Source organism: Nocardia veterana NBRC 100344, assembly GCF_000308855.1.
In the GTDB taxonomy this organism is placed as follows: domain Bacteria; phylum Actinomycetota; class Actinomycetes; order Mycobacteriales; family Mycobacteriaceae; genus Nocardia; species Nocardia veterana.
The window spans coordinates 15,266-29,942 of record NZ_BAGM01000202.1; the positions used below are offsets into that span (position 1 = coordinate 15,266).

General features: G+C 65.3%; 17 protein-coding genes. 5 read left to right on the forward strand and 12 right to left on the reverse strand.

Going from position 1 to position 14,677, the window contains the following annotated elements; all coding sequences use genetic code 11:
- Window positions 1-77 precede the first annotated feature (77 nt).
- From ON37_RS27880 to ON37_RS27900, 5 genes are all read right to left on the reverse strand, one after another.
- Window positions 78-458 carry a hypothetical protein gene (locus ON37_RS27880; protein WP_040723718.1) on the reverse strand — a complete coding sequence of 127 codons (381 nt, stop codon included), beginning with the start codon at window positions 456-458 and terminating at the stop codon, window positions 78-80.
- Window positions 455-1,747 carry a cytochrome P450 family protein gene (locus ON37_RS27885; RefSeq protein ID WP_306306517.1) on the reverse strand — a complete coding sequence of 431 codons (1,293 nt, stop codon included), beginning with the start codon at window positions 1,745-1,747 and terminating at the stop codon, window positions 455-457. Before ON37_RS27885 ends, ON37_RS27880 begins: the two co-directional genes overlap by 4 nt.
- A gap of 9 nt (window positions 1,748-1,756) precedes the next feature.
- Window positions 1,757-2,983, reverse strand: coding sequence for a cytochrome P450 family protein (locus ON37_RS27890; RefSeq protein WP_157171637.1), 1,227 nt, complete (start codon window positions 2,981-2,983; stop codon window positions 1,757-1,759).
- A gap of 175 nt (window positions 2,984-3,158) precedes the next feature.
- Window positions 3,159-3,677, reverse strand: coding sequence for a carbohydrate kinase family protein (locus tag ON37_RS27895; RefSeq protein ID WP_157171638.1), 519 nt, complete (start codon window positions 3,675-3,677; stop codon window positions 3,159-3,161).
- 121 nt (window positions 3,678-3,798) lie between these two features.
- On the reverse strand, window positions 3,799-4,227 hold the full coding sequence (locus tag ON37_RS27900; RefSeq protein WP_040723720.1) for a hypothetical protein: 429 nt from the start codon (window positions 4,225-4,227) through the stop codon (window positions 3,799-3,801).
- A gap of 164 nt (window positions 4,228-4,391) precedes the next feature.
- Between ON37_RS27900 and ON37_RS27905 the strand changes: the two genes are divergently transcribed.
- Both ON37_RS27905 and ON37_RS27910 read left to right on the forward strand, forming a co-directional pair.
- Complete coding sequence (locus ON37_RS27905; RefSeq protein ID WP_040723753.1) at window positions 4,392-5,174, forward strand: aminotransferase class IV family protein; 783 nt, start codon at window positions 4,392-4,394, stop codon at window positions 5,172-5,174.
- Between the two features lie 66 nt (window positions 5,175-5,240).
- Window positions 5,241-6,158 (forward strand): SUMF1/EgtB/PvdO family nonheme iron enzyme, encoded by a 918-nt coding sequence (locus ON37_RS27910; protein ID WP_210741965.1) that lies wholly within the window; start codon window positions 5,241-5,243, stop codon window positions 6,156-6,158.
- Window positions 6,159-6,229: 71 nt separating this feature from the next.
- Here ON37_RS27910 and ON37_RS27915 read toward each other — a convergent pair whose 3' ends face one another.
- Entirely contained in the window at window positions 6,230-6,568 is a 339-nt protein-coding gene (locus ON37_RS27915; protein WP_040723722.1) for a hypothetical protein, read from the reverse strand.
- 294 nt (window positions 6,569-6,862) lie between these two features.
- Here ON37_RS27915 and ON37_RS32155 point away from each other — a divergent pair, with 294 nt between their 5' ends.
- Window positions 6,863-7,699, forward strand: coding sequence for an NUDIX hydrolase (locus ON37_RS32155; protein ID WP_083893342.1), 837 nt, complete (start codon window positions 6,863-6,865; stop codon window positions 7,697-7,699).
- On the opposite strand, the gene ON37_RS33265 is transcribed toward ON37_RS32155, so the two are convergent.
- Window positions 7,631-8,713, reverse strand: coding sequence for a helix-turn-helix transcriptional regulator (locus ON37_RS33265; protein WP_157171639.1), 1,083 nt, complete (start codon window positions 8,711-8,713; stop codon window positions 7,631-7,633). The genes ON37_RS32155 and ON37_RS33265 overlap by 69 nt on opposite strands.
- A 123-nt stretch (window positions 8,714-8,836) precedes the next feature.
- On the opposite strand from ON37_RS33265, the gene ON37_RS27930 reads away from it, so the two are divergent.
- Window positions 8,837-9,784 (forward strand): helix-turn-helix domain-containing protein, encoded by a 948-nt coding sequence (locus ON37_RS27930; protein ID WP_051032205.1) that lies wholly within the window; start codon window positions 8,837-8,839, stop codon window positions 9,782-9,784.
- Window positions 9,785-9,960: 176 nt separating this feature from the next.
- Here ON37_RS27930 and ON37_RS33270 read toward each other — a convergent pair whose 3' ends face one another.
- Both ON37_RS33270 and ON37_RS33275 read right to left on the reverse strand, forming a co-directional pair.
- Window positions 9,961-10,137, reverse strand: a complete 177-nt coding sequence (locus ON37_RS33270; protein WP_157171640.1) for a hypothetical protein — start codon at window positions 10,135-10,137, stop codon at window positions 9,961-9,963.
- A gap of 427 nt (window positions 10,138-10,564) precedes the next feature.
- Window positions 10,565-10,813 (reverse strand): hypothetical protein, encoded by a 249-nt coding sequence (locus ON37_RS33275; RefSeq protein WP_157171641.1) that lies wholly within the window; start codon window positions 10,811-10,813, stop codon window positions 10,565-10,567.
- A gap of 406 nt (window positions 10,814-11,219) precedes the next feature.
- Here ON37_RS33275 and ON37_RS31285 point away from each other — a divergent pair, with 406 nt between their 5' ends.
- Window positions 11,220-11,621: a GNAT family N-acetyltransferase gene (locus ON37_RS31285; protein ID WP_051032206.1), complete on the forward strand. Its 402-nt coding sequence runs from the start codon at window positions 11,220-11,222 to the stop codon at window positions 11,619-11,621.
- 90 nt (window positions 11,622-11,711) lie between these two features.
- Here ON37_RS31285 and ON37_RS27945 read toward each other — a convergent pair whose 3' ends face one another.
- From ON37_RS27945 to ON37_RS31290, 3 genes are read right to left on the reverse strand one after another with little or no spacing between them, the layout of a single operon-like run.
- On the reverse strand, window positions 11,712-12,170 hold the full coding sequence (locus ON37_RS27945; RefSeq protein WP_040723725.1) for a PPC domain-containing DNA-binding protein: 459 nt from the start codon (window positions 12,168-12,170) through the stop codon (window positions 11,712-11,714).
- Window positions 12,170-13,216, reverse strand: coding sequence for an asparaginase (locus ON37_RS27950; protein ID WP_040723727.1), 1,047 nt, complete (start codon window positions 13,214-13,216; stop codon window positions 12,170-12,172). Before ON37_RS27950 ends, ON37_RS27945 begins: the two co-directional genes overlap by 1 nt.
- A gap of 9 nt (window positions 13,217-13,225) precedes the next feature.
- Window positions 13,226-14,659, reverse strand: coding sequence for a hypothetical protein (locus ON37_RS31290; protein WP_051032207.1), 1,434 nt, complete (start codon window positions 14,657-14,659; stop codon window positions 13,226-13,228).
- Window positions 14,660-14,677 lie beyond the last annotated feature (18 nt).

Below are 14,677 nucleotides of genomic sequence, written 5' to 3' on the forward strand. Positions count from 1 at the left end.
CTGGCGCCTCATAGCTCGTCGGTGCGGATGAACGGTGGCCGAACGGGTGCCGGATCGGTGCGATCCAGTCCGCGTGGTCAATGCAGCAGGCCGACTGCGCGTAGCGCCTTGACGTAGTCGGCGGGCATGGATCGGGCGCGGATGATGGCGTCCACGAGCGCGACTGCTGTTGCGGGAGGAAGGCTTTCGCAGATCTCGGCGAGGTCGTCGTGGTCGACTCCCCACCGTTCCCTGTGGTGCGGTTCGCGGGCCTTGGCGCGGATCACGGCCGCCAGCTGTGCGGGCGCGTTGTCCCACCACTGGTGATCCATCTGTTCGGCGGGCGGAAGGATGTCACACAACGTCCACGCCTGCGGGGCGGTCAACGTGAGAGTTTCGACGAACTTGTCGACGGTCTCGCGCGTTATGCCGACACCCGCGGGGTCGAGGCGGGCCGTCAGGGATTGCTCGGCGGTCACGATGGCCTCCTGCTGGTCGGTTGCATCGGGGGTGCTGGCAGGAACGAGGTAGGGAACTCGGCCAACGCCCGGTGGAAGGGGCCGGGGCGCCAGACCGGGGCCTGATTGACCGGAACGAGGTCGGGAACTGCGTCGAGCAGCCTCTCGATGCCGGTGTGGGCGATGAGCTTCGCGAGGTCTCGCGCATCCTGGGGACACGCGTGTGGCCCGGTGCTCCATCCCAGGTGCGAGTCGTTGGCCGTCCGGTCCTTCTGTATGCGCGGATCGTTGTTGCAGGCAGCCAGGCTGATCACGACGGGCTCGTTCGCCGGCAACCAGATGCGCTGCCGGTCGGGCTGGGTTTCGACGACGGTGGGGCGGGGCGGATAGGTGATGCAGAAGTTCGCCATCGGCGGGTCGAAGGCCAACACCTCGGTCATCGCGTCGGTGATCGTGGAGCTGACAGTCGTTGTGCTGGCAGTGAATCGGTCATTGGTGATCATGTGCAGCACCGAGTTGGCGATCAGGTTGACCGTCGGCTCGATAGCCGCCCCGTAGAGTAGGACCAGCTGATGGATGGTCTCTTCATCCGACAGCGGAGTGTGCTCGCTCGGGTCGGCGGGGAATGCCAGCAGGCGGGTGGTGATGTCGTCGCCGGGGAAGATCCGTTTGCGCCGCACGACCTGCCCGAGCGCCTGCGCGAGGTCCTGTTCGACGGTCTCGGTGTCATCGGTGGCGTTGAACATTCGCGCCATCGCGTCGGCGACTTGCGCTCCGGTGTCGTCGGAGCAGCCGACCAATGTGTTGAACACCCCGAACACCAGTGGGTGGGCGAACTCGTCGAGGACATCTGTGTGCCCGCGTTGGCAGAACCCGTTGATCAGCTCTTCCGATCTCCAGATCACTTCTTTGCGCACCGCGTGCGGATCGACACCGGCCAAGGCGGCGTTGACCGCTTCGCGCAGGCGGGAATGGGTGGCGCCGACCGCGTGCAGCACGTTGGGCCGCCACAGCATCATCGGTTTGATCGGGCAGTCGTCGGCCACCCCGTCCTGCCACGCGCGCGGGTCCGCGGGGAAGCGACCGTCGTCGCCGAGGATCTGCCTGGCGGTGTGCCAGCTGATCACCAGCGTTGCCGGTACCCCGGGCGCGAGTAGCACCGGCACCAGAGGCCCGCAGTTGTCTCGCATATCGCGGTAGGTTTCGTGGGGATTGCCGGCGAATTCCGGTGAGTGCAAACTGATTCGCGGGCCGACCTGCTCGATCGGGATGGTCGCGGTCCCGACGACCGCGGGTTGTTGCTGCATCATCAACGCTCTCTACGCAAGCGGGAAGGGGGTTGCGGGCGGAAACCGCACGGGAAGCGAGACCAGAGCCAGGCTGAACGGGTCATCTACCCACACAAGGTCGTTGGCGGACACGGCCAGCTCGAGATCCGGTAGTGCATCCAGCAGCTGGTCCAACGCCGAGCGCGCGATCAACGTCGCGACGGGTTCGGCCGGGCACATGTGCGCCCCGGCGCCGAACGCCAGGTGCGCGCGGTTGCCTCTGCGGTCCTCGCCCATCACCGCGGGATCAGCGTTGCAGGCCGCCAACCCGACCAGAAGCGGCCGATTTTCCGGCAGCGTCCCGATGTTATCGAGGACCTGCATCTGCCGCGGAAACCGTGGCGCCGCGACCGCGATCGGCGGATTCTTGTGCAACACTTCGTCGATGGCGTCTTGACCCGACAATGCTCCGCCCAGGACATCGCCCCCGAATCGTTTGTCGGTCATCACCAGCAGCACGGCATTGCTGATCAACGCCCACGTCGGCGCGATGAACTCGCACAACAACAGCAGCTGCTCGACGATCTCTTCGTCCGACAACCCGGCCGGATGCTCCATCAGCCACGAGGCAACATCGGCACCCCGGTACGTGCGCTTGGTCAGCACCGTGTCGACTACCACTTCACGCAGCATCGACCGGCCCCGGACAGCGGAAGCCGGATCAGCGGACTGCATCATCAGCAGCGCGTCGATGATCTTCCCGCCGACCTCCGGGGCGATCCCGAACACACCATGCAATGCCTCGGCCACGAGAGGAATGGCGAAACAGGCTACGATATCCGTCTCACCGGCCTCGCAGAAGCTGTTGACGAGCCCCACCGCAGCGCGGGCAACCGTCCTTTCCACCGCCAACGTGTCGACCCGGGCAAGACTGTCCGATATCGCACGGCGAAGCCGTCGACGATCATCACCACGGGTATGCAGAGCGTCGCGGCGCGACCCGAGGGAGGCCGGCGGCAGCGACCCCGCCACCGGTTCGGTGGGATAGCGATCCTCATCGTTGAGGATTTCCAGCCCGAGCCGGTAGTCGATCACCAGTGTCGCCGGGCCCCCTATATCGACCGGGACCAGATGCGAGTGGTGCCGCGACCGCATGTCCCGGAACACCGCGTGCGGGTCTGCGGCGAACTGCTGCCCCGTGATCGGAAAAGGCGAAGCGTTCCTCGGTGGCGGGCCGTGCTCGATCGGGCACCGGCCGGAACCGGGTGGTGTGGACACAGAAATACTCCAAACATGTTGAGGGAAAACGAATCTGCGCGCGGCAGCCGATATGGCCGTGGGATCGTTCAGCGCGCAGTGAGGCGGGATGGCGCAGGAGACGGGTACCGCCACGCCCTGGTTGAAATGTTCGAGTCGATACCGTCGCCGCTGCCCGATGCAGGGCGGCGCACTGCTAAGCCGCCGGTAACTGGATGCGGCCAGTCTTCGCGCCGATCGTGTCGACGACCTGGCGGTAGGACGGCAACCAGGAATCCACCGGCAGGCCGGCCAGCCAGGTGCGGGACTCGTTGCCCGGCGTCGGCAATGCCAACTCCGCCCCGCGCCCGGCAATCGCTACCCCAGCGTCGTACAGGATGGCCTTACACCTGCGCAGGTCGTCATCCGGCGCCGGAGGAGCAGTCATCACGACCCGCACTCCCTCGCGTAGCTCGAAGATCGGCAACGGCCGCTGCGGCAATGATTCGGCCACAGCGTCTGCGGTCTCGCCGCTCACCATCAGCGCCACGAAGCGGTGCGCGCGAACCGTGATCGCTTTATAGGTGGTGTCGAGATGGGCCGGGCCGTACAACTGCTCGTATAGGCGCTTGCACTCCGCGAATGACTCACCGGTCTCCAGCGTCCTACCCGCACTCGGCTGCGGGTGAGGGTCCCCGCCGACATCGAGCCGCGGCGGCACAGTTGCTGTTGTCACGAAACCTCCATCAACGAATTCATGAAAAGGAAAGAAGCACAATCGATGTGAAAAGCAGGGGCGCCTTCGCAAGCCGGTGACCGTCTGAGCCTCTCGCAAGGATTCGCGCGGGTGTCGTTGGTCATCCAGCACCCGCCCGGTAGGTACGTGGCGCCGCACTATCGACGATCTCTGCCCAGCCGGCCGCCAACCGGGCCGCTTCGGTGAAGACCTCGTGCAGCGCATCGCCCGTCGCGCCTTCGCGTCGAACCGCGTCATCGGCGGCGACCGCGGCCGCGGCCAGCTTGTCGAGGTAGGCGCCGATAGATACCCGCTGGTCAGTGGCGCGAAGGTGCTGCGCCGCCCACGCATCTATCGCCCGGATCGACTCCAGACGGCGGCGAGCGACAAGTGAGCTGTCCCTCCCGAGCGCGTTCCGGTGCGTTCGCGCCAAGTCGGATGCGAGGGCGGTCACCGGATGCGTGCCCGGCTCGTGATCACCACGTACCGCCGCCCACAGCTGGCGCCAATCCGGGAGGAGGTCATCACTGACGAGCGCGCGGGTGGTCATATCGCCTCCCGGGCGTCACGCTCCGCGATCTCCATGCACTTCAGCATTGGCACAACCGGTGTGAGCCGGAACTGCACTACCGCTGAACTGCACTGAATTTTCACCGAATTCCGCGCCCGGGCGCTTGCTGGGCACCTGGTAGCTGGTGGGACACTGGCGCCATGATGGAACTCAACGGCGTGCCGGTCACCGTCGAGGCTCTGGCACCGCTGGCGCTGGTCGGACTCGGCCACTTCACCTCGATGCGAGTCGAGGAAGGCGGCGCGGTTCGTGGACTCGAAATGCATCTCGATCGACTGATCCGCGACAGCCGCACCGTTTTCAACGCCGAGCTCGATCCCCATCGTGTCCGCAGCTATGTGCGGCACGCCATCCGCGACACCGACGGGCCGGTAGTAGTCCGAGTGACCATCTACGATCCGGCCATTGAGCTGTCCAAGCCCGGCGCCCCCGCGGAGCCGCACGTGCTGGTCTCGACGCGGCACGCACCGGCCGGGCCGGCGGCCCCGCTGCGGCTGCAATCGGTCGTGTACTCGCGAGATCTGCCGAGGGTCAAGCACATTGGTCTGTTCGGTGCCCTGCACCAACGCGCAGCCGCGCAGCGCCAGGGCTTCGATGACGTCGTGTTCACCTCCGGTGACGGCTCGATCAGCGAAATCGCCACCAGCAACATCGGATTCATCACCGGTGAAGGCCGCCTCGTCTGGCCGCGCGCCGAAGTCCTCCCAGGCACCACCATGCGGCTGCTCAACCAGGTTCTCGACGAAGAGGTGGCGACCGAGCGCATTACTCTCACCCGGCTCGGCGACTACGCCGCCGTCGTCGCCACCAACGCCGCGACCGGCGTACGCGCCGTGTCCTGCGTCGACGACACGAAATGGCCCGAGCACCAAGTAGTGACGATCCTCCAGGAAGCTTACAAATCCATTCCGCCGCAGCGGATCTAACACAACGCCGCCCCCGGCTCCCAGTAGGCTCGGACGCCACCAGAACGAGAAAGGGCGACGCTGTCGATGAAAAGCCTGGTTCGGCCGTGGACGGGAGCTGAAGTAGCCGCGCTGCGCGACGCCCGGCGAATGTCGTTGAACGAATTCGCCGCCCACCTCGGCGTCACCGAACGTCAGGTCTCCAATTGGGAAGCCAAGCGAGCCGCCATCACGCCGCGGCCGGCCAATCAGGCTGCTCTCGATACCTCGCTGTCCCGGCTCAATCCCGACGAGCTGACGCGATTCCTTGCCCAAGTGCCCGCCGACGCGATAGGCGACTCCCCCGATACCGACCAGCTGATCCAGCCCGACCGCATCCGCCACCCCGTCGACGGCCGCTCCATGACGTGGATCCCCGAAGGCGTCTTCCTGTCCGGCCCGATGGACCAGCCGGTCTGGCTTGCTGGATTCCACATCGACACCTACCCGGTCACCAACGCCGACTACGCAGTGTTCGTCACCGCCACCGGACACGCAGCGCCACGGCACTGGGACAACGGCCGGCCACCCGCCGACCTCGCCGATCACCCCGTCGTGTGGGTCACCCACGACGACGCCACCGCCTACGCCCGCTGGGCCCACAAAGAACTGCCGACGGCGCAGCAGTGGGAGAAAGCCGCCCGCGGCACCTCCGGCGCTACCTGGCCGTGGGGCAATCAGGTCACCCCGGCCAAATGCAACTGCAAAGTCTTCGACCAACCCGGCACAACCACCCCAGTCGACTGCTACAAGTCCTCGGTCAGCCCCTACGGCGTGTTCGACCTGTGCGGCAACGTCTGGGAATGGCTCGCGACGGCATCGGCCCCAGGCCGGTTCGAGCTCAAAGGCTCGTCCTTCAGCAGCCTGCTCGAAGCCGCCAGACCAGCCGCATTCAACGACGCCCATCACCTCATGTGCGACGACGACACCGGATTCCGTTGCGCTGCACTCGAGCTCGAACTCTGAACCGGTCGACCGCTGTTTCTGACCATCAGTCTGCGAATCCTTTAGCGGCTGTCCCCGCCTGCCCACGGCAATCATGCCGACCTCGCCCGAACGAACTCCGAGACCGTGCCCGGCGCGTCCAGCCGCGGCCAGCAGCCCGCCGGCCTCACGGTCCACACACTTGCGTCCTGCCGCACCGCATCCAGCCACCCAATCAAATGCGCGACCGTTGGCACGATCAGCGCCGTGACGTGCGAAGGCGCCAAGGTCGCCAGCAACAACCCGAAATCGGCATCACCATTCTCAATCCGCACAGCGCACAGATCGAATCCATGCCGCGCCGATAGGTCTCGAACCCGCGCGGCATCCAGCTCGGTCTCATCCCCGGACAAGTCGCTGCGCACGATCCCGTACGCATGCACGGTGCTCATGCCCGCCTCCGGGTCGTCGCGGCGGACTCGAAACCAGCAGCATCTGTCAACGCCAACCAGTAGCGAGTGACCGTCCGCTTGCCGGGGGCATTCGCCTGCTTGACGCCATTCAGCCCCCGGATCCGCTGGCCTCCAGCGGCATACTGGCTAGACATCGTCGAGATCCGCCGACAAAAGGGCAGCAGCTCGTGTCCACAGCTCCGGCGGTACATCCCCCTGCTGGTTCACGGCATCCCGCGCGGCTGCTGGACTCAGTTCAGGCTCATCACGAACTGCGCTGCCCGATGGTGCTGAATGGCTGGGTTCGTCGTGGTCGATTTCGGAGACGACGACCCGACCGTTGACAATCCTGTTGCGTTGATCGCGCCGTCGAAACGCGGCGCCTCGTGCTACCGGCTTGCCTCTAAACCAGGACATAAGTCCAGCCTGGCGGTCATGCTGCGCGTTGGGAACGTAGCAACCCGTAGCAACCAGCAAACGAATTCGCCCTTCAGCAAACAATCGGCCCGCCGGTACCGTGAGGCAATGACTGATCGCCCCCCGCGCACCACAGTGCACTCCGGAAAGCTGGTATACGACGGCCGACCATGGTTGTCGGTCGAGCGCCACCACATCACCACGCCGGATGGAGTCGATCGGCAACACCACGCGGTGCGCCTGAATCCTGTCGCGATTGTCACCGCCATCGACGATCAGGGCCGAGCTCTGCTGCTACAACGTCACCGGTGGATCGTCGACACAATCGGCTACGAGTCGCCGGGCGGCATCGTGGATTCGGGTGAGGAACACGAATCGTGCGCGCGTCGAGAGCTGTTGGAAGAGACTGGGTTCACCGTCGAGCGACTGGCCCTCGTAGCGGAACTCGAGCCGATGCCAGGGCTGGTCCAGACACCGCATTACATCTTCCTTGGATATGGGCCACGGCAAGTTGCTGCGCCGACTGACGCGGAGGAGGCGGGGCAGCTCGTATGGGTCCCGTTGAGCAGAACCGCCGAGTTATTGGCGACAGGGCAGCTTCTCGGTACGGGCACGGCGGTTGGGATGCTGGCAGCGGTCGCGGATTCAGCTGGCGGCCAGGAGCTTTCGGGCTCGGCGCTTGAGCAAGTCGTGCCGGCAGCGGAGACGTCCTGACCCGAGGTCGTCGATATGGTCGGCTGTGGACGAGAGCAGCGACACCGCCTCCTCTCGTCGGCCGGCGTTGATTGCTGCCTGGGCAAGATCGAGCTGCTGGGCACATCGTGCCCTGACGAAGTCCTTGGGAATCACCTGCATGGAGTCGCGGGTGAGCGTTGCAGCGGCAGGATCACCGAGCCGAGCAAGGATATGCCCAGCCCAGCGAGATAGATGTGTTTCGTTGTGGGCGATGAACGGCATTTCGTCGTCAGATGAGCCGTCGGACGGCAGTAGGGCTTCCGCAGTCGCCAGTGCCTCCCGCGCGACCGAAGCATGGCCCGGGCAATAGGTCGCCACTTGTGCGCCGGTGGCCGACAGCCACGAGCGGAGCAGCGGAGGCAGTCCAGGTATGCGTTCTGCTTGAGAAACCTGTGCCAGCGCCGGGGCGGCCTGCCCTGTTTCGGCGAGCATCACCGCTTCCTCACCGATGGTGTGGGCCAACAGGATTGGATCCCCTGCGCGCAATGCAGCAGCGCGAGCTTCTTTGTAGTGCGCGGCAGCCGCAGTTGTGTCGCCTACGTCGAAATCCTGCCACGCGGCCAGTGCCGCAGCATCTGCCTGTGCACGAGCAACCACCGCTCGATCCGCTCCTTTGCTGTTGCGCCACATCGTATCCAGTGCCGTGACGTGCGCAGCCGTTTGGAGACGGGCCGCAGGAGCGCCGAAGCGCCGATCGAGCATGCGCAAGCTGTTGGTGTGATTCAGCAAGACCTCGAACAGAGTGCCGCCATGGACGAAGTCGACAGTAGCGGTTGGCACGCCGAGCACTTGCCGCAGCAATCTGGCATACAGCGCATCCGGCGTATGCCGGCCATTTTCCCAGCGTGACAACGCGATTCGTAGGCTGTTGGGCGACATGAGAGCGATTCCCTGCCTGCTCGCATGAGCACGCAGGGCAGCGATCAACTGGGCTTGGGACCAGCCGCGTCGGGTGCGCGCCGCCCTGATCTCCTTGCCGTCGATCGTCACCATCTCCCTCGGATCCGCCCTCGTTGCCGTACGGGCGGCGGTATCGCTGTTCCGATAACCATAATCTGATAATCAGAATTCAGGAACCTAATCGGGGAAATCGAAACTGCGGCTACGGTAGGACCCATGGCAACGCGGACCGCCCGGGGACTCCTACTCGGACGCGAGATCAACTACATGATTCGCGCCTCCGGCAAGAGCCAAGCCGAGGCGGGTCAGATCATCGAGGTCGGCCAATCCCGTATCAACAGTCTGATCGCGGGCACAGGCCGGATTTCGGCCGGCGACCTCCAGCTGCTGGCGAAACAGCTGGGATTCTCCGACGAGCACTACATCCAGAGTCTGCTCGAGCTGCGGCGAGACAAGTATCGACGCGGCTTCTGGACGACCGGACATCGCCGGGTTTACTGGGAGGAGCTTCGACTCCTCGTGGACCTCGAAGAACAGGCAAACAGGCTTCGGATCACAGAGTCCGAGATCATCCCGGGCCTGCTGCAAAGCGAGTCCTACATCCGCGCACTACATGCGAACATGTCAGACGCCCACACCGGCGTCACCGTTGAAGACTGGGTGCAGGCGCGGCTCGAGCGCCAGCGAAACCTCGTGAAGGCCGACGCCCCGGAGTTCCACGCCGTGCTCTCCGAGTCATGCCTACGGCGCCGCCACGGCGACCCCAAGGGGCACGTAATGATCGACCAGCTTCGTCACCTGATCGATCTGTCCCAGCGCCCCAACATCCTGATCCAGATTTTGCCGTTCAACACCCCCGTTGACGGCGGCGGGATGGAGGATCGCTTCACACTCATCCGCGTACCTTCACCCGGCGCGGCCGGCGACCTCGAACTCGCGGTGGTAGAAGCTCTCGGGGAAATCCGCTACATCCTCGACAAACCACCAGTCGGCGCCCGCGAAGCCTTGTTCGCCCGACTCAGTGCCGCCGCACTCAGCAGCGAGGACTCGCGTGAGTTCATCGACCACATCGCACGAGAGGAACCGAAATGCTCCCCATCTTCACCGCCCACGACTGCGTCAAAGCAGCGCGCAGCGCGGGTGGGAACTCATGCGTGCGGATAGGCCGGAAGAATGGCTGGACCGTAGTCTGGGACGACAAACTTGCGACGCCCGAGACTGATCGAGGCGCACCGCTTCCCTCGGCTCAGACGCTGGTTGTTCCGGACGAGCAGTTCGACGCATTTCAGGAAGCGCTGCGCGCTGGGCGCACAGATGGGCAATGTATACGCATCCGCCAGTCATCGGCGGGGCAGTACACCTTCACTGCCCACCATGCTGCTCATTCCCGGAACACCGGTGTCGCTCTGCACTTTGATCGCGACGAGTTCGACGCGTTTATGAGCGGTGTCCAGAATGGCGAGTTCGATCTCGAGCAGTTCCCAACGGCAGCGTAACTGTAGGTTCCCAGAATTCATGGTGCAATCTCAGAAGGGCTGGCGGTGACGTGGCGGATCCGCCACAGTTTTGAGATTCCGTTCATCCCTGGCGGCTGATTCGTGGGGGTACGGTCTCCGAGTTTTGAGCGGGAAGCAAATGGCGCGGTGCTCGGCCGCGTTTGATCAGTTCGGAACCGGCAGTCCGCCGCAGTCCGAGCTCATCACCAGAAGGCACAACAGTGCGGCGGCCAGCGGAGCCGGGGTAAGCATAGGTTCGCGCCGGTGGTGCCGAACCGGTTGTGTTATGTGGCGGCGGCGACCAAGACGAAGGCCGCCACCGCGGTGGGTGTATCAGAGTTGTTTTGGCCAGCAGGAATGGGAACGTGCCCAGGCACTAGTTGCCGGGGTTGTGTGAGGTCCATCCTTCACCGTGCACGGCGGGGCCGCCGTCGTTCGGTGCCATTTGCTAAGGCGCGGTGCCGGGGCCGGGTTGGGAGTCTTCGACGAAGTCTTTCACGCTGGTGGGCGACGGCCCTTCGATGTTTGGCTCTTCGAGGTCGTCGAGGCCGTCAGTTTGGTGATCAGCTGGCTTGTCGTTGTTGACCACCGAGTACTCCTGAGGGCGGGACGCTGGTTCGTGGGTGTAGTGGACAATGATCACGACCCCAGTGGCCGCGATCGTTGCTAGGCCGAGGCCGAGGAGCGGCTTACGCATCGGGACCGTCCTTTTCTGCGGCGAGCAGACCCGGCAGCAGTTGCGTCTCCCCCAACTGTACGTGGCCGGGGTCGATGCCAGGATGAGGTGGTTAGGAGAGGTGACCTCCTGCGGAGCGTACCTTGACGCGGATCGAGGCGGCCGCTACAAGCTGGAGTGAGCACCGCCCAATCCTGTTGCTGCCCAGTGTAGGTCGCCTCCGCTGAGGAGCAGTGAGATCGACTGCGGCTGGTCACGTCGGGGCGCCGCGGCCAGCACCCGATCCCATATACCGCTCCGCCAGCTGCCACACCGCGCCGTCCATGCCACCCATCCTCACCGATAGCGTCAGCCGACGCGCGGAACCTACTGAGGTAGCAAGGAATTCGGATGGACCGCGAACAGCGTCGCCATCAGAATTGCCGGTATGGCGGCAATTGTGGAGCGTGCCATCGGCGTGCAGGAGTACCGGCGCCTGCGCGCCGAGGTGGGATGGAGCACTCCCGATCACTGCGTGTGCGCGACCGCGTTGGCGACGTCATTGTTCTCGGTCGTGGCCCACGACGAGCAAGGCCGATCGGTGGGAATGGCTCGCGCAGTCTGCGACGGACTGTACGTGCTGATCGTGGATGTAGTCGTCTCTCCGCCGGAGCAAGGTCAAGGCATCGGCACGCAGTTGATCGATTCCGTTGTGGAATGGGCCCGCCAGCAACGTGTTCCACATTTGGCGTTGGGTGCGAGCATGGACGTGGCGGGCCTTTATCACCAGCATGGATTTGTTCAGGCCGGACAGTATCTGCGGTTCATCGACTCCATCGCGCTGGCGTGAGCGTACCGACGACGTTGACCGTCACCGCTACGATTTCAGGCTGCAGTCGATGTAGCGCAAACGGTTGGCGACCTCTGCCTGCTGGGTCGACTATCGGAATTTGAGGAGCGGGACGTCGAAGAGTTCGTGGTCGGGGGTGCGTTGCATGTCGGGGTGGGCGACTTCGATGACGAGCATTTCGGTGAGGAATTGGATACGGGCGTCGAGGAGGTGGCTGGTGTGGGCGGTGGCGGAGTGTTCTTTCAGTCCGACGGTGACGTGGATGTGTGGTTTGATCTCGTTGGTGTCGGGGTCGTAGGCGAGTGTGCCGGCGCCGAGGGCTTCGACGTTGCGGAGCTGGACTTTCGACCAGACGGGGGCGTCGGGGTTGTCGAGGTGTTCGCAGGTTCCTACCAAATCGACAGTGCTGAATCCGGCGATGAAGGAGGGGATGTAGCCGCTGCGGAGGTTGTGGGTTCGGCAGAAGTCGGTCAGTGCTGGGTAGAAGTTGTCGCCGTGGTCGAAGGTGACGCCGAAGGATCGGCCCAGGGTGATTTCGTGTGCGCGCATCAGTGGTCCTTGCTGGGATCGGTTGGCCAGGGCCAGGTTTCGGGGTCTCGGTAGCCGCCGGCCGCGGCGAAGGCTGCGTGGATGGTGGGTCTGTCGTTCGTGGCGGACAACAGGGTGTGCAGCAGTATGCGGGCTTTGATTGGGTCGAGGTATCCGGCGCTGGCGAGACCGCGGGCAAGCAGGTCGCGTTCGGAGCCAGGGAATCCGTAGGTGGTTTCGAGCACGGATCCGGCGCCGGTGCGTGAGGCGAGGACGACGGGGATCTTCGCGGCGAGGGTTTCGAGGGCGGGGACGAGGTGGGCCGGGACGTGGCCTGCTCCGAGGGCGGCTACGACGAGCCCGTCGATGTGGTCGGCGAGTGCGTGCAGGGCGGATCCGTCGTCTCCGAGGGTGATCGTGAGGATCGGGATGCGAAGGTCGTTTCGGGAGCGGGCGGGGATGGTGGTTCGGTGGGCCAGGATGTTGAGCAGGCGGGCGCGGGTTTCGACGAGGTAGCCCAGCGGGCCGCCGTTGGGTGAGCTGAAGGTGGCTGTGCTGGTGGTGTGTGTTTTGCGGACGCGGCGGGCGGCGTGGATTTCGTCGTTGAACACGACGACGCAGCCTTGATGGCGCAGGTGGGGGCTGGCGGCGGTGCGGATGGCTGCCAGGAGGTTGGCGGGTCCGTCGGGGCCGGCGAGGGTGGGGTTGCGCATGGCGCCGGTGACCACGACCGGCTGCGGGGCGGTGTGCAGGAGGTCGAGCAGGTAGGCGGTCTCTTCGATGGTGTCGGTGCCTTGGGTCACGACGACGCCGTCGACATCGGCGGCCCGGTCGGTGATGGTGTCGGCGAGGGCGGTGATGTCGTCGATGGTCAGGGATGCGCCCGGGGTTTGGCGGAAGTTCACCACGTCGACGGCGATGCCGGTATCGGCCAGGCCCGGTACGGAGGCGATGAGTTGTTCGGCCGTCAGGGCGGGTGCGACGCCGCCGGTTGGGCTGGTGGTCATGGCGATGGTGCCGCCGAGGCCGAAAACGGTGACGCGGCGGCATGATTCGTCGGTGGGCACGCAGGCAGCCTAGCGATCGGTATCGGGGAGGTCGCCGAGGAATTGGCATGCTTGCTCGATCCCGGCCAGTGACAGGAGTCGGCTGCGCGGGCGGGTGAATCCGGATACTCCGTGATCGGCCAGTTGCCGTGCCCGGCCGGTGAGCCAGGTCCAGTCCAGTTCGAGGTAGCCCGCGAGCGAACGCAGTCGCGTGGTCGGGGTGGTTCCGGAAAGGATAGAGTGAGCGCGGGCCCAGGCGGCGGCGTCGGTGAACTCGCGCAGGGTGGGGCGGTGGTCCGTGACGTCGACATGCCAGATGTGGTCGGAGTTGACCCAGCTGGCGACGATCGCGCGGCGGGTGTGGTCGAGAACGAATCCTTGGGTGGCGCTGTATTCGGGATCGCCGCAGACGGCGACGGTGATGGCGAACGATTCGATCAACGCCGCGGTCAACATCAGCAGCACTCTCTCGGGCTGGGGTGAGGCGGTCACCGCGGCCGGTGGTATGCAGAATGCCCGGGTCAACGTCTCGGCGGCGGAGACCTTCTGGGCGATGGTCTGCAGGTACCGGTATTTGTGCGCGAACAGCAGCCAGGTGCTGGCTTCTTCACCGCGCTGCTCGCGGCTCCAGAACACCGGTGGCTGGGTCAGCTCGTCGGTGTGGCCGAGGATGTGTCGAGCGCAGACGTGCGAACCGAGCCACATTTGCGAGACCGCCGACATCGCACCGGTCAGGTCGGGACCGACGCCGGGGCGCGGTGGTGTATCGGGTGCGGCCAGTTGCGTTGTCGCGGTGTGGAGTTCGGCGTCGTCGTCGAGGAGGGCGTCGTCGAGATTGGTAACGGCCCAGAGAACGGCGGTCGTGAACGGGTCGAGCCGGTAGGCGGCAGGCACCAGCAGCGGCGCCCCGTCACCGGAGGAGTTCAGCTTGGCCAGAGCATGGCGGCGATCCACCGCGTAACCGGCGGCCTCGGGCTCGGTGCCGACCGTGGCGACGACGAGGCTGCGGCGGGGGCGGTGAAGTAGCGGATCGACAGCCACGGTGGTACCCACGGTGGCGATGATCCGGTCACCGTCGCGGCGGGCGGGCAAGGCGAGTACCGGAGTCGCTGACCCGGAAAAGAACCGCCCGGCAGGGGTCGTAATGGTCTGCAGCCCAGACGGGTCGGCGCCGAGCCAGCCGAGGTCGGCATCGGCAGGGGCGGGTGCGCGCGGGCTGTCGACGTCACGCTCGGCGATGAGCTGAAAGAACAGCTCTTGTGCGTCACTGGTGGCGCGGGCCAGCTCGATATCGAGCAGTTGCTGCGTCGCGGGGCGCAGGCGCACCATGTGGCCGCGGGCGCGCCAGTTCGAGACGGTTTTGGCGTCGACTCCCAGGCGGTCGGCGAACTCACGCACCGACTGGCGGGTGACGGTTTGCAGAACTACCGCTTCGAACCCAGTCCATTCGCTGCCCAGCTGCATGATGTTGTCCCCTACAGG

Bases quoted from the DNA above. Each gene is read 5' to 3' on its own strand.
- ON37_RS33265 (WP_157171639.1), bottom strand. From the start codon at position 8,713: ATGGTGACGATCGACGGCAAGGAGATCAGGGCGGCGCGCACCCGACGC.
- ON37_RS27910 (WP_210741965.1), top strand. From the start codon at position 5,241: ATGAAAAGCCTGGTTCGGCCGTGGACGGGAGCTGAAGTAGCCGCGCTG.
- ON37_RS27915 (WP_040723722.1), bottom strand. From the start codon at position 6,568: ATGAGCACCGTGCATGCGTACGGGATCGTGCGCAGCGACTTGTCCGGG.
- ON37_RS27945 (WP_040723725.1), bottom strand. From the start codon at position 12,170: ATGCGCGCACACGAAATCACCCTGGGCCGATCCTTCGGCGTCACCTTC.
- ON37_RS31290 (WP_051032207.1), bottom strand. From the start codon at position 14,659: ATGCAGCTGGGCAGCGAATGGACTGGGTTCGAAGCGGTAGTTCTGCAA.
- ON37_RS31285 (WP_051032206.1), top strand. From the start codon at position 11,220: ATGGCGGCAATTGTGGAGCGTGCCATCGGCGTGCAGGAGTACCGGCGC.
- ON37_RS27930 (WP_051032205.1), top strand. From the start codon at position 8,837: ATGGCAACGCGGACCGCCCGGGGACTCCTACTCGGACGCGAGATCAAC.
- ON37_RS33270 (WP_157171640.1), bottom strand. From the start codon at position 10,137: ATGAATTCTGGGAACCTACAGTTACGCTGCCGTTGGGAACTGCTCGAG.
- ON37_RS27885 (WP_306306517.1), bottom strand. From the start codon at position 1,747: ATGATGCAGCAACAACCCGCGGTCGTCGGGACCGCGACCATCCCGATC.
- ON37_RS33275 (WP_157171641.1), bottom strand. From the start codon at position 10,813: ATGCGTAAGCCGCTCCTCGGCCTCGGCCTAGCAACGATCGCGGCCACT.
- ON37_RS27905 (WP_040723753.1), top strand. From the start codon at position 4,392: ATGGAACTCAACGGCGTGCCGGTCACCGTCGAGGCTCTGGCACCGCTG.
- ON37_RS32155 (WP_083893342.1), top strand. From the start codon at position 6,863: ATGGCTGGGTTCGTCGTGGTCGATTTCGGAGACGACGACCCGACCGTT.
- ON37_RS27900 (WP_040723720.1), bottom strand. From the start codon at position 4,227: ATGACCACCCGCGCGCTCGTCAGTGATGACCTCCTCCCGGATTGGCGC.